Origin of the sequence: Bacillus sp. EU52, from assembly GCF_037964975.1 — a bacterium.
Lineage (GTDB): Bacteria > Bacillota > Bacilli > Bacillales > Bacillaceae > Bacillus > Bacillus subtilis.
Window position 1 is genome coordinate 314,668 of record NZ_CP150177.1, and the last position, 19,217, is coordinate 333,884.

The window sequence follows — 19,217 nt, forward strand, 5'->3', positions numbered from 1 at the left end:
ATGGATAGACTGCCTAGAATACCTTTAGCAGATATTATTGACCGTTTTGTTGACTGGATTACGATGACGTTTGGCGGATTCTTCGACGGAATCGCTAACGGATTGGCCGCTTTTGTAAATGGAATTGTCACCGGTCTTGGATTTATTCCATCTATTTTGTTAACGATTATTTTCGCCGCACTTGCGTGGTGGATCAGTACAAGGGGAATTGCGTTATTTACGTTGATTGGATTCCTCCTGATCGATTATTTAGGATATTGGGACCCAATGCTGCAAACATTGGCGCTTGTTTTGACATCTGTGATTATTTCGATTGTGGTCGGGGTTCCGATCGGAATTTGGGCGTCTCAGAAAGAAACGGTTCGCCGTATTGTAACGCCAATTCTTGATTTAATGCAGACAATGCCCGCTTTCGTATATCTATTGCCGGCGATTTTCTTCTTTAACATCGGTGTTGTGCCGGGTGTTGTTGCATCTGTTATCTTCGCGATGCCGCCGACAATCCGCATGACTGTTCTCGGTATTAAACAAGTGCCGGCCGATCTGATTGAAGCGACTGAGGCATTCGGTTCTACAACAGCTCAGCGTTTGTTTAAAGTTCAGCTTCCGCTTGCGACAAAAACGATTTTGGCCGGAATTAACCAGAGCATCATGCTTGCGTTATCAATGGTTGTTATCGCCGCAATGGTCGGTGCACCGGGACTTGGTTCTGAAGTATACAGTGCCGTTACACAGCTGAAAACCGGGGTCGGAGTAGAGGCCGGTATCGCCATCGTTATCGTTGCCATTACCCTGGACCGTATTACTCAAAATATTAAAGTGAAGAAGAAAAGCAGGGGGAATGCCTGATGCTTAAAAAAATCATCGGCATCGGCGTTTCCGCCATGCTGGCGCTCTCACTTGCGGCTTGCGGTTCAGAAAACGATGAAAATGCATCCGCAGCAGAACAGGTGAATAAGACCATCATCGGGATTGACCCCGGTTCAGGGATTATGTCCCTGACTGACAAAGCGATGAAGGATTATGACCTGAATGACTGGACATTGATTTCAGCGTCAAGTGCTGCGATGACTGCTACGCTTAAAAAGTCATACGACCGTAAGAAGCCGATTATCATTACAGGATGGACTCCGCACTGGATGTTCTCCAGATATAAGCTGAAATATCTCGATGATCCGAAACAATCTTATGGCAGCGCAGAGGAAATCCATACGATCACACGCAAAGGCTTCAGCAAAGAGCAGCCGAATGCCGCAAAGCTTCTGAGCCAGTTTAAATGGACGCAAGACGAAATGGGCGAAATCATGATCAAGGTGGAAGAAGGCGAGAAACCTGCCAAAGTTGCTGCTGAGTACGTCAATAAACACAAGGATCAGATAGCCGAATGGACAAAAGGCGTTCAAAAGGTGAAGGGAGACAAAATCAACCTTGCCTATGTGGCGTGGGACAGTGAGATTGCAAGTACAAACGTCATAGGCAAAGTCTTAGAAGACTTGGGCTATGAGGTAACACTTACTCAGGTAGAGGCTGGGCCGATGTGGACTGCAATTGCGACGGGAAGTGCGGATGCATCCCTTTCCGCATGGCTGCCGAATACCCATAAAGCATACGCCGCTAAATATAAAGGCAAATATGATGATATTGGCACCAGTATGACTGGTGTGAAGATGGGGCTTGTTGTTCCTCAATATATGAAAAATGTCAACTCAATTGAAGATTTGAAGAAGTAATCAAAAAAGCAGCCTGTGTCAGGCTGCTTTTTTTGCGTTATTTTACGTAAGCGGCAGCGGGTGAATCAGCCTTTTGAAAAGTTTTTAATACGGCGTTCGCTAAAATGTGAATGCCGTTGAACATCGCATTTCTATCAAAGGTCATGTGCGGATGATGGAGCCCCGGCTGGAGCCCGCAGCCTAGTCCGAGCATCGTTGTTTTCAGATTCGGCACCTTCACGGCGTAAAAATGGAAATCCTCTCCGCCGGTAGTGACAAGCGGGTCATCAAGCCGCTCAGCCCCGATGATATCTGTAATGGCTTCTGCCATGATCGCTTCAGCTTCTTTATTTTGTGTTGCCGCAGGAAGGCTGTGTTCTTTTTGCAGCTCGATTTTTGCGCCGAATGCAGCGGCGGCCGCTTCACAGGCTCTTTCTGTTTCGGCGATTAACGCCTCCATGGCTTCATTGGTCTGTGCGCGCAAATCAAGGCTGAACGATGCTTTTCCTGGAATGATGTTAGAGCTTTCACCGCCGGCTTGAAGTTTTGTCATTTTGACGGTATGCGGGATTTGCGGGTCAATATGAATGAGTCCGAGCTTATGTACAAGAAATGCCGCAATTTCAATGCTGTTTTTCCCGAGGTGCGGACGGGCGCCATGAGCTTCTTCCCCGATGATCGTTCCCTCAATGTGCTGGCTTGATCCGTGCAGAATAGACGGAGCGCAGCGGCCGTTCTGTGTTTCCTGGATCGGACGGACGTGAACGCCATACAAATAGTCGATATCATCAAGCACGCCTTCTTCTATCATTTTCAAGGCGCCGCCGCCTTTTTCTTCTGCCGGCTGAAAGATAAAACGGATTGTGCCCTTCGGAAGCTCAGGTTGTTTTTTTAGCAGCATTAATGTGCCCAATGCCATTGTCATATGTGAATCGTGTCCGCAGGAATGGTTGGCGCGAAATGTGCCGTTAACCTCCTGCCACAGCGCGTCAATATCAGCGCGTACCGCTACAACAGGTGAGCCTGAGCCGATTTCGCCGACAACCCCGGTGCAGTCTGAAAACGTGCGCGTCCGGCACCCTAAATCCTCAAGCTTTTGTTTCAAAAATGAAGTTGTCTCATATTCCTTCCAGCTGACTTCAGGGTTCGCGTGCAGATGCTCGAAGATGTCCATAATGGTTTGTTTCATGTCTTCTGAAAGCTTTTGCATGGTAAGAAATACCTCCTTCTATCAGAATGAATTTTTACCTTCTTTACTTTATTTATATTGAAACAGGAAGATAGGCTGTATATAATATAGCACATATTGCTACTATTCAGAATAATTAATATTTTCAAACAGAGGGGATGGATCGAAATATGAGTATGCCAGCAGCCGAAACACAGCCTAAGAAAAAACGAATGACATTTAAAATGCCTGACGCCTATGTCCTCTTATTTATGATTGCTTTCATTTGCGCAATCGCTTCATATATTGTGCCGGCAGGTGAATTTGACCGCGTGACAAAGGGGGATGTCACGACCGCTGTTCCGGGAAGCTATCATTCAATTGAACAGTCTCCGGTCAGCTTGATCAGCTTTTTTACTTCTCTACAGGATGGAATGGTTGGATCAGCACCCATCATCTTTCTGATTCTATTCACAGGCGGCACCATTGCTATTCTAGAAAAAACGGGTGCCATCAATGGCCTGATTTACAATGTCATCAGCAAATTCCGCACAAAGCAATTATTATTTATTTGTATTGTCGGCGCATTGTTCTCCATTCTCGGAACAACCGGGATTGTCGTGAATTCAGTTATTGGTTTTATCCCCATCGGCCTCATTGTGGCACGATCCTTAAAATGGGACGCAGTCGCGGGAGCCGCTGTTATATACATCGGCTGCTACGCTGGATTTAACTCCACCATATTATCACCGTCACCGCTCGGTTTATCACAATCAATCGCGGAGCTCCCTCTTTTCTCAGGAATCGGCCTGCGAGTTGTGATATACATATGCTTTTTGCTGTCTTCTATTATTTATATCTATTTGTATACGAGAAAATTAAAAAAATCAAAAGATGCCAGTGTGTTAGGAACAGATTGGTTCCCTGCGGCAGGAATGGCCGAAGCCGGTAAAGAAGAAGATCAGTCAGTGCCGTTTACCGTTCGCCATAAGCTGATTTTGGCTGTGGCGGGACTCTCACTTGTCGGATTTTTATACGGCGCTTTGAAGCTTGGCTGGTCAGATTCCCAAATGGCTGCGACATTTATTTTTATTTCTGTCCTTGCCGGTTTAATAGGCGGGCTTGCGGCGAACGATATTGCCAAAACCTTCATTACGGGCTGCCAAAGTCTTGTATACGGGGCGCTGATTGTCGGGATGGCACGAAGCATTTCCGTTATCCTTGAAAATGGAAAGCTTCTCGATACTGTCGTCAATGCTTTGGCTTCACTTTTGGATGGATTCAGCCCGATTGCCGGGGCAATCGGCATGTATATCGCCAGTGCGCTGCTTCATTTTCTCATCTCTTCAGGTTCTGGCGAAGCCGTTGTATTTATTCCAATACTGGCGCCGCTCGCTGATTTGATGGGAATCACGAGACAGGTTGCGGTGGAGGCAGTTATGCTTGGAGAAGGGGTCGTCAACTGTGTGAACCCGACATCCGGCGTTCTCATGGCGGTGCTTGCCGCCAGCGGTATTCCGTATGTCAAGTGGCTGCGGTTTATGGTGCCGCTTGCTCTGATTTGGTTCTTGATCGGGCTTGTCTTTATCGTGATCGGCGTCATGATCAATTGGGGGCCGTTTTAACGATTGCTGCCCGCCGGCTTGTACGGCGGGCTTTTGAGTTATTCATTGCAGAAGCGCAGGCTGTTATTGTAACATGTAAGCCATAAGCCATTCGTAAAAGTGCGGGAGGAAGGTCATGAATAATCTGCGTAATAGACTTTCAGGCGTGAATGGGAAAAATAAGAGAGTAAAAGAAAAAGAACAAAAAATCTGGTCGGAGATTGGGATGATAGCGGGAGCATTTGCGCTGCTTGATGTGATCATCCGCGGCATTATGTTTGAATTTCCGTTTAAAGAATGGGCTGCAAGCCTTGTGTTTTTGTTCATCATTATCTTATATTACTGCATCAGGGCTGCGGCATCCGGAATGCTCATGCCGAGAATAGACACCAAAGAAGAACTGCAAAAACGGGTGAAGCAGCAGCGAATAGAATCAATTGCGGTCGCCTTTGCGGTAGTGGTGCTTACGATGTACGACAGGGGGATTCCCCATACATTCTTCGCTTGGCTGAAAATGATTCTTCTTTTTATCGTCTGCGGCGGTGTTCTGTTTCAGCTTCGGTATGTGATTGTGAAGCTGGCTTACAGAAGAGCGGTAAAAGAAGAAATAAAAAAGAAATCATCTTGAAAAATAGATGGTTTCTTTTTTTGTTTGGAAAGCGAGGGAAGCGTTCACAGTTTCGGGCAGCTTTTTTTATAGGAACATTGATTTGTATTCACTCTGCCAAGTTGTTTTGATAGAGTGATTGTGATAATTTAAAATGTAAGCGTTAACAAAATTATCCAGTCTTCACATCAGGTTGAAAGGAGGAAGCGGAAGATTGAAGTAAGAGCGATTTTTGACTCCGAAGTAAGTCTTCAAAAAATCAAATAAGGAGTGTCAAGAATGTTTGCAAAACGATTCAAAACCTCTTTACTGCCGTTATTCGCTGGATTTTTATTGCTGTTTCATTTGGTTCTGGCAGGACCGGCGGCTGCGAGTGCTGAAACGGCGAACAAATCGAATGAGCTTACAGCACCGTCGATCAAAAGCGGAACCATTCTTCATGCATGGAATTGGTCGTTCAATACGTTAAAACATAATATGAAGGATATTCATGATGCAGGATATACAGCCATTCAGACATCTCCGATTAACCAAGTAAAGGAAGGGAACCAAGGAAATAAAAGCATGTCGAACTGGTACTGGCTCTATCAGCCGACATCGTACCAAATTGGCAACCGTTACTTAGGTACTGAACAAGAATTTAAAGAAATGTGTGCAGCCGCTGAAGAATATGGCATAAAGGTCATTGTTGACGCGGTCATCAATCATACCACCAGTGACTATGCCGCGATTTCCAATGAAATTAAGAGTATTCCAAACTGGACACATGGAAACACACAAATTAAAAACTGGTCTGATCGATGGGATGTCACGCAGAATTCATTGCTCGGGCTGTATGACTGGAATACACAAAATACACAAGTACAGTCCTATTTGAAACGGTTCTTAGAAAGAGCGTTGAATGACGGGGCAGACGGTTTTCGCTTTGATGCCGCCAAACATATAGAGCTTCCGGATGATGGGAGTTACGGCAGCCAGTTTTGGCCGAATATCACAAACACATCTGCAGAGTTTCAATACGGAGAAATCCTGCAGGATAGTGCTTCCAGAGATGCTTCATATGCGAATTATATGAATGTGACAGCGTCTAACTATGGGCATTCCATAAGGTCCGCTTTAAAGAATCGCAATCTGGGCGTGTCGAATATCTCCCACTATGCATCTGATGTGTCTGCGGACAAGCTAGTGACATGGGTGGAGTCGCATGATACGTATGCCAATGATGATGAAGAGTCGACATGGATGAGCGATGATGATATCCGTTTAGGCTGGGCGGTGATAGCTTCTCGTTCAGGCAGTACGCCTCTTTTCTTTTCCAGACCTGAGGGAGGCGGAAATGGTGTGAGATTCCCGGGGAAAAGCCAAATAGGCGATCGCGGGAGTGCTTTATTTGAAGATCAGGCTATCACTGCGGTCAATAGATTTCACAATGTGATGGCAGGACAGCCTGAGGAACTCTCGAACCCAAATGGAAACAACCAGATATTTATGAATCAGCGCGGCTCACATGGCGTTGTGCTGGCAAATGCAGGTTCATCCTCTGTTTCTATCAATACGCCAACAAAATTGCCTGATGGCAGGTATGACAATAAAGCTGGGGCAGGTTCATTTCAAGTGAATGATGGTAAACTGACAGGCACGATCAATGCCAGGTCTGTGGCTGTGCTTTATCCTGATGATATTGCAAAAGCGCCTCATGTTTTCCTTGAGAATTACAAAACAGGTGTAACACATTCTTTCAATGATCAACTGACGATTACCTTGCGTGCAAATGCGAATACAACAAAAGCCGTTTATCAAATCAATAATGGACCAGAGACGGCGTTTAAGGATGGAGATCAATTCACAATCGGAAAAGGAGATCCATTTGGCAAAACATACACCATCATGTTAAAAGGAACGAACAGTGATGGTGTAACGAGGACCGAGAAATACAGTTTTGTTAAAAGAGATCCAGCTTCGGCCAAAACCATCGGCTATCAAAATCCGAATCATTGGAGCCAGGTAAATGCTTATATCTATAAACATGATGGGGGCCAGGCAATTGAATTGACCGGATCTTGGCCTGGAAAACCAATGACTAAAAATGCAGATGGAATTTACACGCTGACGCTGCCTGCGGACACGGATACAACCAACGCCAAAGTGATTTTTAATAATGGCAGCGCCCAAGTGCCCGGCCAGAATCAGCCTGGCTTTGATTACGTGCAAAATGGTTTATATAATGACTCGGGCTTAAGCGGTTCTCTTCCTTATTGAAGACAAGGCTAGACTGGACTTACCGAAAGAAACCATCATAGATGGTTTCTTTTTTGTTCATAAATCAGACAAAACTTTTCCCTTGCAAAAGTTTGTGAAGTGTTGCACAATATAAATGTGAAATACTTCACAAACAAAAAGACATCAAAGAGAAACATACCCTGGAAGGATGATTAATGATGAACAAACATGTAAATAAAGTAGCTTTAATCGGAGCGGGTTTTGTTGGAAGCAGTTATGCATTTGCGTTAATTAACCAAGGGATCACAGATGAGCTTGTGGTCATTGATGTAAATAAAGAAAAAGCAATGGGCGATGTGATGGATTTAAACCACGGAAAGGCGTTTGCGCCACAACCGGTCAAAACATCTTACGGAACATATGAAGACTGCAAGGATGCTGATATTGTCTGCATTTGCGCCGGAGCAAACCAAAAACCTGGTGAGACACGCCTTGAATTAGTAGAAAAGAACTTGAAGATTTTCAAAGGCATCGTTAGTGAAGTCATGGCGAGCGGATTTGACGGCATTTTCTTAATCGCGACAAATCCGGTTGATATCCTGACTTACGCAACATGGAAATTCAGCGGCCTGCCAAAAGAGCGGGTGATCGGAAGCGGCACAACACTAGATTCTGCGAGATTCCGTTTCATGCTGAGCGAATACTTTGGCGCAGCGCCTCAAAACGTGCACGCGCATATTATCGGAGAGCACGGCGACACAGAGCTTCCTGTTTGGAGCCACGCGAATGTCGGCGGTGTGCCGGTCAGTGAACTCGTTGAGAAAAACGATGCGTACAAACAAGAGGAGCTGGACCAAATTGTAGATGATGTGAAAAACGCAGCTTACCATATCATTGAGAAAAAAGGCGCGACTTATTATGGGGTTGCGATGAGTCTTGCTCGCATTACAAAAGCCATTCTTCATAATGAAAACAGCATATTAACTGTCAGCACATATTTGGACGGGCAATACGGTGCAGATGACGTGTACATCGGTGTGCCGGCTGTCGTGAACCGCGGAGGGATCGCAGGTATCACTGAGCTGAACTTAAATGAGAAAGAAAAAGAACAGTTCCTTCACAGCGCCGGCGTCCTTAAAAACATTTTAAAACCTCATTTTGCAGAACAAAAAGTCAACTAACCGCAACTTTAGAGTAAAGGGCTGATTGTCAATGTGGGAGCAGTTGTATGATCCGTTTGGAAACGAGTATGTGAGCGCACTTGTGGCGCTCACTCCGATTCTCTTTTTTCTTTTGGCTTTAACTGTTTTGAAAATGAAAGGCATTCTTGCGGCATTTCTTACCCTAGCCGTCAGTTTCTTCGTCTCCGTTTTGGCATTTCATATGCCGGTTGAAAAAGCGATTTCTTCTGTTTTGTTAGGAATCGGGAGTGGGCTGTGGCCTATTGGCTACATCGTCCTGATGGCGGTGTGGCTGTATAAAATCGCAGTGAAAACCGGGAAATTTACCATTATTCGGTCCAGCATTGCCGGCATTTCGCCTGACCAACGATTACAGCTATTATTAATTGGTTTTTGTTTTAACGCGTTTTTAGAAGGCGCGGCCGGTTTTGGTGTTCCGATTGCGATTAGTGCGGCGCTGCTCGTCGAACTTGGTTTTAAACCGTTAAAAGCGGCAGCGCTCTGCTTGATTGCAAACGCAGCCTCCGGAGCCTTTGGGGCGATCGGAATTCCTGTCATCACAGGGGCGCAGATTGGTGATTTGTCTGCTCTTGAGCTGTCACGGACATTAATGTGGACACTGCCGATGATCTCATTTTTAATACCATTCCTGCTTGTATTCTTATTAGACCGAATGAAAGGAATCAAACAGACATGGCCCGCTCTTCTGGTTGTGAGCGGTGGGTATACAGCGGTTCAGACACTGACAATGGCGGTGCTCGGGCCGGAATTAGCAAACATTTTGGCTGCCTTATTCAGCATGGGCGGGCTTGCCCTCTTCCTCCGCAAATGGCAGCCGAAAGAGATTTACCGCGAGGAAGGGGCCGGCGATGCTGGTGAGAAAAAGGCATACCGTGCCGCTGACATTGCGAAAGCGTGGTCTCCTTTCTACATTTTAACTGCGGCGATCACCATCTGGAGCCTTCCTGCCTTCAAAGCGCTTTTCCAAGAAGGCGGGCTGTTATATCAATCAACGCTCCTGTTCAAAATGCCTTTTCTGCATCAGCAAATTATGAAAATGCCGCCGATTGCGCCATCTGCCATGCCGTTAGATGCAGTCTTTAAAGTTGATCTGCTGTCAGCGACTGGTACAGCGATTTTAGCGGCGGTCATCGTGACAGGGCTGTTCAGCAAAAAGTTCTCCTCCCGGGATGCCTTTGCTTCCCTGAAGGAGACAGGAAAAGAGCTGTGGGTGCCGATTATGACGATCTGCTTCGTGATGGGGTTTGCCAATCTGGCCAACTTCGCAGGGCTCAGCTCTTCAATTGGATTAGCATTGGCGAAAACAGGAGACCTGTTCCCGTTTGTCAGTCCTGTTCTTGGCTGGATTGGCGTGTTCATTACTGGTTCTGTTGTCAGCAATAATGCTTTGTTCGGTCATTTGCAGGTTGTCACCGGAGCGCAGATCGGTGCGGGTTCAGACTTGCTGTTAGCCGCAAATACGGCGGGCGGTGTCATGGCGAAACTTGTTTCTCCTCAATCTATCGCCATCGCTGCCGCAGCGGTCGGCCAAACAGGCAAGGAATCTAAACTGTTTAAAAAGACAGTGGCGTACAGCCTGATTCTGTTAGTGATTATTTGTATATGGACGTTTATTCTTGCAAGATTTGGAGTGTAATAGAAAAGAGCAGTACATGCCCAGCATGTACTGCTTTTTTATGTTAATTTGCTTTCTTTGTCATTTCGGCTGTTGTTTTCACTCTGGCTTTCCCCATAAATAAAATGGTAACCGCCGCGAGGACAATTGGAATCAAAGCGAGCAAAAACACATACGTAATACTTGATGACATCGCGTCAATAATGCGATTCAGGATCGCATCAGGAATCTGGGAACGTGTTCCAGCTTGGAATATCTCCTGCGGGTCGCCAATATTTTGCGCAGCACCTGATCCCGCTGAGCCTTTCATCCCGCTGAAGGCGTCGGTCAGCTTGTTCGTGAATACGTTTGTTTGCACCGTTCCGAAAATGGTGACGCCTAAGGTCATGCCAAATGATCGCAAAAATGAATTTGTAGAGTTTGCCGTTCCCCGAAAGCGAGGTTCAAGATCATTCATCGATGCCGCCGGCAGCAGGGAGAAGTTAAAGCCTACACCAAAGCCTGAAATCATCATAAAGACTGTCAGCCATACCCGTGCTGTGTCAGGCGTCATATTGGAAAGAAGCAGCATGCCGATAAAGAAAGCTATAACAGATATCAGCATCAAATTGCGGAAGCTTGCCTTCGTTTGGAAGATCCCGCCGATCATGCTTCCGATGACTGATCCAATCATCATCGGCGTCAGAATGAAGCCCGCGCTTGTCGCCGAGCTGCCGTAGACCGCCTGAACGAAAATCGGAATAAATACCGCTAAAATAATAAATGTTCCGCCATACAGGAAAGCGAGAATCTGTGCTGTGGCAAACAAGCGGTTCTTAAACATCCAGAAAGAAATAATCGGCTCTTCTGCTTTTCTCTCCACAATAAAAAAGGCAATGAAGAAAACGGCGAATACAATAAACAGCCCGATGATCTGAATGGAATTCCAATCGTATGTTTTGCCGCCAAGCTCAAGGGCGAACATCAGGCATACAATGGATACGACTAAGGTAATCGCGCCGCCCCAGTCTATTTTCTGCTTTCTGTGCTCCAGAGATTCTTTGTAGTAGCGAATAATGAAAAACAATGACAATGCGCCGATCGGCACATTGATGTAAAACACCCAGTGCCAGCTGATCGAATCTGTAATGATCGCGCCTAAGAGCGGACCAAGAACACTGGATAATCCAAATACAGCACCGAACATGCCGGACATTTTTCCGCGTTTTTCCGGCGGAAACAAATCAAAGATAATGGTAAAGGCAATCGGCAGGAGCGCGCCGCCTCCGATCCCTTGAATGGCCCGGAAGATGATCAGCTGATTCATCGTCTGGGCAATCCCGCATAAAGCAGAACCGATTAAGAAAAAAATAAGTCCAAACAGGAAAAAACGTTTTCGGCCGTACATATCGGAAAGCTTGCCGTAAATCGGCATGCCAGCCATAACCGCCACCATATAGGATGCCGTCACCCATGCAAATTTATCGAAACTTCCAAGATCGGCTACGATATTGCCCATCGCGGTGGCAACAATCGTATTGTCCATTGCAGACATCAAGATGCCCAGCAGGAGACCGAGGACCACAAATTTGGTGGAAGCCTGTTTTGCTGTTGTTGTGTCCATTTGTTCTACCTCCTCTTACTTTTCTATGTAAGTTCTGATATCATGATAATAGTTTGATTGTTGAATATCTCGATTATCAAGATAAACTCGATTTTATAGGGAGGACTGTCAGTTGTCAACAAGAAATTCCAGAAGTGAGTTGGAAAAGACTGCTGTTCAGCTTTTTCGAAAACTGGGCACAAGAACGGTTCTGTTTCATCAGGCAGCCGCTCAAGCTCTCGGTCTGTTTCCCACCGATTTGAAATCAGCTGACATTTTAAATGAAGCAGGGCCGATGACGGCCGGAGAACTGGGAAAAAAAACCGGCCTCAGCACGGGGTCAGTCACGGCGCTTGTTGACCGGCTGGAAAAAGCGGGGTATGTGGCTCGTGAAAAGGACCCGAATGATCGCAGGAGAGTCGTAATCGTCCCTTTGACTGCTTCGAAAAAACATATAAAGGATTTGTTCCGTCCTCTGTCTGAGTCAACGATGGATTTGTGCCGCGAATATACGGAAGAGGAGCTGGAACTCATTTTCAGTTTTGTAGGCAAAGCCGCCGATATTATGGAGGAAGAGCTTGAACGTCTGAAACAGTAAGTGAATTTGTGCATAGCTTGGCCCGTTCCCGAATAAATTGTACAAGTTACATAAGAGAAGGGAGTACGGGCCGGTGAACATTTTTTTGAGCTATATTGTGCTGGGACTGTCCTTGTCTGCGCCTGTGGGGCCAGTGAATGCGGCGCAAATAGACAAAGGAATTAAAAACGGTTTTTGGCATGCATGGATTTTCGGTTTAGGCGCCATGACAGCGGATGGGCTGTACATGCTTTTTATCTATTTCGGGCTGTCACAGTTTTTGACCGCTCCATTTGTGAAAACGTTTTTGTGGCTCTTCGGCTTTTTTGTCCTGACCTATACCGGAATTGAAACGCTTAAAAACGTCAGAGAACCGATGGATGTGCGAAGCTCGCGGGGGAAACCGTCATACAGGAAAACATTCGCATCGGGTTTTCTCATTTCATTGTCAAACCCATTGAGCATCCTTTTTTGGCTTGGAATTTACGGAAGCATTCTTGCGAAAACAGCAGAGGCCTACAATATGAATCAGCTTCTAATCTATAGCTCCGGCATCATGATCGGCATTTTAATCTGGGATTTCTGCATGGCTATCACAGCCAGTACGTTCAGAAACCTGCTTCATGAAAAGCTATTGAGAGGATTGACCGGAATCGCCGGTGTATCCCTCCTTGTGTTTGGCTTTTACTTTGGTTATCAGGGCATCAAACAGTTATTGGGCTGATTCATGAAGGACAGTCACCTGCCGCTTCCAGTTTTAATATAGTATCCAGATGATACTGGAGGTGGATCAATGGTGAATGGGATTTACACCAAAAGTTTTCTGGAACGTATTCAGGAAGAGCTTCCTGAATGGCAAAGAATCGCTTTTGAGCTGCTGGCAGAAACTCTGGGGGACGACGCGGATACGTTTCCGTGCATTCCCGGACGCCAGGCGTTTCTGACTGATCAGCTTCGGATTGCTTTTGCCGGAGATCCGCGGGAAAACCGCACAGCGGAGGAACTGGCTCCGTTGCTTGCGGAGTACGGCAAGATATCGCGGGACACGGGAAAATACGCATCCCTCGTTGTGTTGTTTGATACACCGGAAGATTTGGCGGAGCATTATTCGATTGAAGCGTATGAAGAGCTGTTTTGGCGCTTTTTAAATAGACTGAGTCATCAAGACGAAAAAGAATGGCCGGAAGACATTCCGGCCGATCCCGAGCATTATAAATGGGAGTTTTGTTTTGACGGCGAGCCGTACTTTCTTCTCTGCGCTACACCGGCGCACGAGGCGAGAAAAAGCCGAAGCTTTCCTTTTTTTATGATCACGTTTCAGCCAAGGTGGGTGTTTGAGGACCTAAATGGATCAACTGCATTTGGCCGTAACATGAGCAGGCTGATCCGATCTCGTTTAGAGGCCTATGATCAGGCTCCGATTCACCCGCAATTAGGCTGGTACGGAGGAAAAGATAATCGTGAATGGAAGCAGTATTTCCTCCGTGATGACGAAAAACAGGTATCGAAGTGCCCGTTTTCTTATTTAAAGAACATGTTCAACAAAATGAAATAAATCAAGGACTGGCAGGGCGATCTTTATGACCCTGCTTTTTTTGATAGATCATGGTAACGATGGCGATGATCACGAGAAAACCTATGCTGACGAAAAAACCGGGCCGGCTTGATTTTTCAAACAATGTACCGGACACAGCCGCAGCAATCAGAACCATCGCTAAATAAATTTGCGTTTTTCCCATGCCCTCGGGATCAGTCAGCTTTTTGCTGGAGAACAGGATAAACAGCCAAGTGTATAAAAGCATAAGCCCCGCAGCTGTTGTCATATGCTCATAAATGTTTTTAGGCAGCACTAACGACAGAATAATGGAGAGGACAAGCCCCGCAAACGTCAGCCCAAGTGCCGGCCAGCATATTTTTTTGCCTTCCTTTAGAGTAAAGCATTTCGGCGCGTCGCCGTCATCAGCCATTGTACAAAGCAATGTCGTAACGGCAAAAAGCGAAGCGACAAGGGTCGAGAACCCGGCGATGATGAAAATCCCGTTAAATATATCAAGGATGATCTCAAGGTTATATCCTTTTAATGATGTAATGAACGGACTGTCCTGTTCAGTAAACGCGTGTAACGGAACCAAAAGCAGAGCAAGCCCGATTGAAATGATATAAATAATCGCCAGCGTCGCCAGCATCAGTTTCCCTGATTTAGACGCTTCCTCAGGTTTTTTTAAGTGAACCGCCATCAGCCCCATGACCTCAATTCCGCCAAAAGCGTAAAACGCGTAGATTAAACCTGTCCATAGCCCCATGGCGCCGTATGGGAAAAACTCACTTGTCTTATTTGGAACATGTATGCCATGATTTCCGCCGGACAGGATACCGCATAAAGCCAGGATGGCAATGACAATAAACATAAAAATAGCAGCTGTTTTAATGACTGCCAGCACGTTTTCTGTTTTTTCAAAGACGGACAGGCCGGTGAAAATAATAAGGAGCCCAAGTACTGCGTAGATTGAGGCAAACACCCATAGCGGCACTTGAGGAAACCAATGCTTCGTAAAGAGCGAAATGGCTGTCAGCTGGCTTCCGGTAATCAGCATTTCTGATGTCCAGTACACCCAGCCGTTGCTGAAGCCTGCCCATTTGCCGAATGCTTTTCGGGCATACGCACAAAATGAGCCCTTTTCCGGCTGCTTCGCCGATAGCTTGGCGAGCTGTTCAAAGACAAAATACGTACCGATCCCTGCGATCAGAAATGAAAGGAGAACGGAAAAACCGCTTTTTACAATTGCGATGCTGGAACCGAGAAAGAAGCCTGTTCCAATCGTGCAGCCGACTCCGATCAGTGACAGCTGCCACCAAGCCAGATTCCCTTTTGGCTGGTCTTTTTTTGTTTGGCTCATTATTTATTCAACCCCTTTTATCTAAGGTTAGATTGTGATCTGTCCGAAGCTTATATACATCGGATTTTTGCCTCTTTTTACATGGAGAAGGAAGCGGACGCTCATACTAATGAAAAAAGGAGCAAACCAATGACACAGCAATATATTGTGGAGCCGAAAAAAGGGCTTGGGCTGAAGCTGAAAAAGGGTCAGATTTTAAAGGTGGTTGATGTAGAAGGGCAGCAGGTGGCTGATTTTGTCGCATACCATGCCAAGGATTTTTATGAACACCTTGATCAGGGAGCGACGATAGACGCCAATCACTCCATTCATGTGAAGGTCAACGACCATCTCTACTCCAACCTGTATAAGCCGATGTTAACCCTGATTGAAGATACGGTCGGCAAGCATGATCTGCTGCTGCCCGCCTGCCGTCCTGATATGAACAGGCTCTTATATGGGAAGCAAAAGGATGAGTTTCAGGATACGTGCTATGACAATATGAACCGTGCGCTTGAGCAGTTTGGCGTACCGAAGCCTCACATGCATTACCCATTTGCGATTTTTATGAATACTGTCCTTGATGAGAAAGGGAATCTGTCTGTGGAAACGCCGCTTTCGAATGCCGGAGATTATGTAAGGCTCAGGGCGGAGATGGATTTAATTGTCGCGTTTTCTTCCTGCCCGATTGAAAAAGGGAAATGCAATGGCGACAGTGTGACATCCATACGGGTTGAAGTCAGCTGATCTCTCTTGTTCACTGTGAATGAAGACCTGTGCTATATTTAATAGGGATACATAACAGTCATGATTCATTTTCATTGATTTGGGGAAATGATCAGTAACAAGGGAAAATGTACAGGAGGAATGATTGGGATGAGCATGCAGGAAAAGATTATGCGTGAGTTACATGTGAAGCCCTCAATTGATCCAAAGCAAGAAATTGAGGACCGAGTCAATTTTTTAAAACAATATGTAAAGAAAACCGGTGCTAAAGGCTTTGTATTGGGAATCAGCGGCGGCCAGGATTCAACACTTGCGGGAAGACTCGCTCAGCTTGCGGTGGAGAGCATTCGCGAGGAGGGCGGAGACGCTCAATTTATCGCGGTCCGTCTTCCGCATGGCACACAGCAGGATGAAGACGATGCCCAGCTTGCTTTGAAGTTTATTAAGCCGGATAAATCATGGAAGTTTGATATTAAATCGACAGTCAGCGCTTTTTCTGATCAGTATCAGCAGGAAACAGGCGATCAGCTGACTGACTTTAATAAAGGAAACGTAAAAGCAAGAACAAGAATGATCGCGCAATACGCGATCGGCGGCCAGGAAGGCCTTCTTGTGTTAGGAACAGACCATGCTGCTGAAGCAGTGACTGGTTTCTTTACGAAGTACGGTGACGGCGGAGCAGACCTCCTGCCGCTGACAGGCTTGACGAAGCGCCAGGGAAGAACCTTGCTGAAAGAGCTGGGTGCACCGGAACGCTTATACTTAAAAGAACCGACTGCCGATCTGCTCGACGAAAAACCGCAGCAGTCGGATGAAACAGAGCTTGGCATTTCCTACGACGAGATTGACGATTATCTCGAAGGAAAAGAAGTATCAGCGAAAGTATCAGAAGCGCTGGAAAAACGCTACAGCATGACTGAACATAAACGCCAGGTTCCGGCGTCTATGTTTGATGACTGGTGGAAATAAGTTGAAGAAAGCCCGCTCTCGGAGCGGGCTTTTGTCGTGTACAGAAGCTTTATTTGATGCGGATATGATTCAGCTTGACCATTAATCTGTCGGCGAACCTTCGGAGGCTGCCTCTCGTATCAGGATCTAATGGGAGTTCGGCTCTCGCGGCAATGTTCTCTGCCACATCCTGAATCGACAGGTTGTCTGTTTGAATGTGGTCCTCAAAAATGGGTGATGATAAACCTTCAATGCAGCGGTCAATTTGTTTGGCGGCCCAGGAGTTTTTTCCTTCTGCTCTGGTGCGCAGCCTTTTTAACAAGGTTTCCTTTGAAGCCATTAGTGTAAAGTGGTGAACGATCCTGCCTTCATGCCTGAGCCTGCCGATGATCTCATTGAAGTATTCAGGATGTACAATCGTCATAGGCACAATAATGATGCCGCGGTATGTATCTGTCAGAGAAGCTAGAAAACTGTAATTGAACGCCCGCCATAAAGGATAGCTTTGAAAATCGTCCTTTGCGATCTCCTGCGGCACCATGGAGCGCAGCGCAAAACCCATTTTCTCGGGATCATACACGTAAGATGGGTTCAGCCTTCTGTGCAGTTCGAAGGCTGTTTGTGTTTTTCCGGAACCGAATGCCCCGTTTATCCAAATGATCATCGCCATTTCTCCCTTCCTATTTATCATACAGAAAAAGACCCTTCCATCGAAGAGTCAGCTGGAAAAACAATAAAGGCAGAAGGTTTTAATGCTTTTTTGCGTCGAAGTATTAAAATACCTGCAGAAATGTTGTACAATGAATGTCATTCAGGCAAAAATGGCTAAACAACAAAGCGCACTATAAGCTTGACCGGTAAAGCCGGTATCTATATAAATATTCGCTAAATAAGCATATAATGAATATAAAATTTCATTCCTTAGGAGGATTTCGCCGAAGATGAACGCTAAACGAGCCATCCCAGTAAGAGAAAGAAATATCGTCCTGATCGGATTCATGGGTGTAGGAAAAACAACAATCGGCCAATTGGTCGCTAAAAAATTATATAGAGATTTTATTGATATTGACCAAGAGATCGAAAAGGATTTCAATATGACAATTCCTGAGATATTTGAGAAAAAGGGAGAAGACTTTTTCCGGAAAACGGAGAAGGAATATATTTTAGACATCTGCCATCATAAACGATTCAAAATCGTATCTCTGGGCGGGGGATCTTTTAAACAAGAAGAAATCAGGAATTGCTGTCTGGAAAACTGTCTCGTGCTTCATCTGGACCTGTCATGGGAGAACTGGAAGCAGCGCGCGGATTTATTGATCGAAAGCCGCCCTGTACTGCATAACCGTTCAATGGATGAAATGGAACAGCTGTTTAACGAAAGAAAAGTCATTTATGACAAGCACAATTCAAAAGTGGCAACAGACAACCTTTCCCCGGAAGAGGTTGCCGATTACATTGTTGAGACATTAAAAATTGGCTGGGATCTTTATCAGCCGATGTAAAAAGCCGTGCGCAGCGCACGGCTTTTTTTATCGTTTTATCCCTTGTATCAAAATCGCTTTTAAACAAAAGGAGATGGGCTGTCCGTTTTGGTTCAATGTAATACAGAACGTGTCGCGTGCTTCGTCTGATGCGTGGTTCAAGTGGGCAATGATTTGTTTTTCTCGGTCAGCGGGGGTTCCGCCTCGTTTGATCCAGCTATCGTATTGAATCGGCAAGTTCCACTTTTGGATGTCTTGATAGGCCAGTTGATTGGCGCTGAACATCGACTGCCATTCTGATAATGAGCTTTCTCGAACATGGGAAGGGTCTCGAAGCCGGTTCAAATGATTGACAAACTCATCAAGAATGGGATCTTCAGGCGCGTAATGATCAACTAAGAGAAAACGTCCGTCCTGTTTTAGTACGCGTGCAACCTCGCTGACAGCTTTGCGGACATCTGAAAAATGGTGGGCTGCGTATCGGCAGGTGATGATGTCAAATGAATCGTCGGGGAAGGGGAGTGACTCTGCCGTTCCTTGCTGAAAGCGTACGTTTTCAACTCCTTTTTCTTGCGCGAAGGAGGACGCAACCTCAACCATCTCTTTCGTCGCATCAACACCGATGCACTCCTGTACATAAGGAGAAAATGCCAGGGCCGTATGGCCGGCGCCCGCTCCGATATCCAGCACCCGATGCTCTGCCCGGCATTCCGCTGTTTTGATCATCAACCCCAAATCTTCCCCCTCGGCAAATACCTTTTCATCCCGATACATCTCGGCGTTTTTAGAAAACGGTGTTTCATTTGTCATGTGAACCAGCTCCTTCTTTTGTAAATGATGATATGGATTATGTTAGCAATTTCTGTTATGATTCGTCCAAGATATAAAAATGATGAAAATGA

General features: G+C 45.9%; 17 protein-coding genes and 1 pseudogene. 13 read left to right on the plus strand and 5 right to left on the minus strand.

Annotation, left to right across the window (positions count from 1 at the left end):
- Both opuAB and opuAC read left to right on the plus strand, forming a co-directional pair.
- The gene (gene opuAB, locus NSU05_RS01730; protein WP_003234703.1) at positions 1-849 is read left to right on the plus strand and encodes a glycine/proline betaine ABC transporter permease subunit OpuAB; all 849 of its coding nucleotides are present in this window, start codon (positions 1-3) and stop codon (positions 847-849) included.
- A complete protein-coding gene (gene opuAC, locus NSU05_RS01735) occupies positions 849-1,730 on the plus strand; it encodes a glycine/proline betaine ABC transporter substrate-binding protein OpuAC (protein ID WP_003246462.1) in 882 nt (293 codons plus the stop codon). Before opuAB ends, opuAC begins: the two co-directional genes overlap by 1 nt.
- A gap of 37 nt (positions 1,731-1,767) precedes the next feature.
- Here the strand turns inward: opuAC and NSU05_RS01740 are convergent, their stop codons facing one another.
- Positions 1,768-2,919 carry a M20 peptidase aminoacylase family protein gene (locus tag NSU05_RS01740; protein WP_032724871.1) on the minus strand — a complete coding sequence of 384 codons (1,152 nt, stop codon included), beginning with the start codon at positions 2,917-2,919 and terminating at the stop codon, positions 1,768-1,770.
- Positions 2,920-3,068: 149 nt separating this feature from the next.
- On the opposite strand from NSU05_RS01740, the gene NSU05_RS01745 reads away from it, so the two are divergent.
- From NSU05_RS01745 to NSU05_RS01765, 5 genes and pseudogenes are all read left to right on the plus strand, one after another.
- Complete coding sequence (locus NSU05_RS01745; protein ID WP_029727054.1) at positions 3,069-4,502, plus strand: YfcC family protein; 1,434 nt, start codon at positions 3,069-3,071, stop codon at positions 4,500-4,502.
- A 115-nt stretch (positions 4,503-4,617) separates the two neighbouring features.
- Positions 4,618-5,219: pseudogene (locus NSU05_RS01750) on the plus strand (DUF6773 family protein).
- 148 nt (positions 5,220-5,367) lie between these two features.
- Positions 5,368-7,347, plus strand: a complete 1,980-nt coding sequence (amyE, locus tag NSU05_RS01755; RefSeq protein WP_339204383.1) for an alpha-amylase — start codon at positions 5,368-5,370, stop codon at positions 7,345-7,347.
- Between the two features lie 176 nt (positions 7,348-7,523).
- Entirely contained in the window at positions 7,524-8,489 is a 966-nt protein-coding gene (locus tag NSU05_RS01760; RefSeq protein ID WP_014478761.1) for an L-lactate dehydrogenase, read from the plus strand.
- A gap of 31 nt (positions 8,490-8,520) precedes the next feature.
- Positions 8,521-10,146, plus strand: coding sequence for an L-lactate permease (locus NSU05_RS01765; protein ID WP_038428329.1), 1,626 nt, complete (start codon positions 8,521-8,523; stop codon positions 10,144-10,146).
- A 43-nt stretch (positions 10,147-10,189) separates the two neighbouring features.
- Here NSU05_RS01765 and bmr3 read toward each other — a convergent pair whose 3' ends face one another.
- The gene (gene bmr3 / locus NSU05_RS01770; protein WP_032724880.1) at positions 10,190-11,728 is read right to left on the minus strand and encodes a multidrug efflux MFS transporter Bmr3; all 1,539 of its coding nucleotides are present in this window, start codon (positions 11,726-11,728) and stop codon (positions 10,190-10,192) included.
- A 112-nt stretch (positions 11,729-11,840) separates the two neighbouring features.
- On the opposite strand from bmr3, the gene NSU05_RS01775 reads away from it, so the two are divergent.
- The 3 genes from NSU05_RS01775 (at position 11,841) to NSU05_RS01785 (ending at position 13,839) form a co-directional block, all read left to right on the plus strand.
- A complete protein-coding gene (locus NSU05_RS01775) occupies positions 11,841-12,305 on the plus strand; it encodes a MarR family transcriptional regulator (RefSeq protein WP_003246360.1) in 465 nt (154 codons plus the stop codon).
- A gap of 73 nt (positions 12,306-12,378) precedes the next feature.
- A complete protein-coding gene (locus NSU05_RS01780; RefSeq protein WP_003246469.1) occupies positions 12,379-13,008 on the plus strand; it encodes a LysE family translocator in 630 nt (209 codons plus the stop codon).
- Positions 13,009-13,077: 69 nt separating this feature from the next.
- Positions 13,078-13,839 (plus strand): YqcI/YcgG family protein, encoded by a 762-nt coding sequence (locus tag NSU05_RS01785; protein WP_031600132.1) that lies wholly within the window; start codon positions 13,078-13,080, stop codon positions 13,837-13,839.
- Position 13,840: 1 nt separating this feature from the next.
- On the opposite strand, the gene NSU05_RS01790 is transcribed toward NSU05_RS01785, so the two are convergent.
- Positions 13,841-15,181 carry an amino acid permease gene (locus NSU05_RS01790; protein ID WP_024572720.1) on the minus strand — a complete coding sequence of 447 codons (1,341 nt, stop codon included), beginning with the start codon at positions 15,179-15,181 and terminating at the stop codon, positions 13,841-13,843.
- Positions 15,182-15,310: 129 nt separating this feature from the next.
- On the opposite strand from NSU05_RS01790, the gene NSU05_RS01795 reads away from it, so the two are divergent.
- Together NSU05_RS01795 and nadE are read left to right on the plus strand one after the other, a co-directional pair.
- On the plus strand, positions 15,311-15,907 hold the full coding sequence (locus tag NSU05_RS01795) for a DUF1989 domain-containing protein (RefSeq protein WP_003246345.1): 597 nt from the start codon (positions 15,311-15,313) through the stop codon (positions 15,905-15,907).
- Between the two features lie 129 nt (positions 15,908-16,036).
- A complete protein-coding gene (gene nadE, locus NSU05_RS01800) occupies positions 16,037-16,855 on the plus strand; it encodes an ammonia-dependent NAD(+) synthetase (RefSeq protein WP_003246440.1) in 819 nt (272 codons plus the stop codon).
- Positions 16,856-16,904: 49 nt separating this feature from the next.
- Here the strand turns inward: nadE and tmrB are convergent, their stop codons facing one another.
- Positions 16,905-17,498: a tunicamycin resistance ATP-binding TmrB gene (tmrB, locus tag NSU05_RS01805; RefSeq protein ID WP_038429978.1), complete on the minus strand. Its 594-nt coding sequence runs from the start codon at positions 17,496-17,498 to the stop codon at positions 16,905-16,907.
- A 277-nt stretch (positions 17,499-17,775) separates the two neighbouring features.
- On the opposite strand from tmrB, the gene NSU05_RS01810 reads away from it, so the two are divergent.
- Positions 17,776-18,336 carry a shikimate kinase gene (locus NSU05_RS01810; RefSeq protein ID WP_019712415.1) on the plus strand — a complete coding sequence of 187 codons (561 nt, stop codon included), beginning with the start codon at positions 17,776-17,778 and terminating at the stop codon, positions 18,334-18,336.
- 27 nt (positions 18,337-18,363) lie between these two features.
- On the opposite strand, the gene NSU05_RS01815 is transcribed toward NSU05_RS01810, so the two are convergent.
- Entirely contained in the window at positions 18,364-19,125 is a 762-nt protein-coding gene (locus tag NSU05_RS01815) for a class I SAM-dependent methyltransferase (protein ID WP_019712414.1), read from the minus strand.
- Positions 19,126-19,217: the final 92 nt, after the last annotated feature.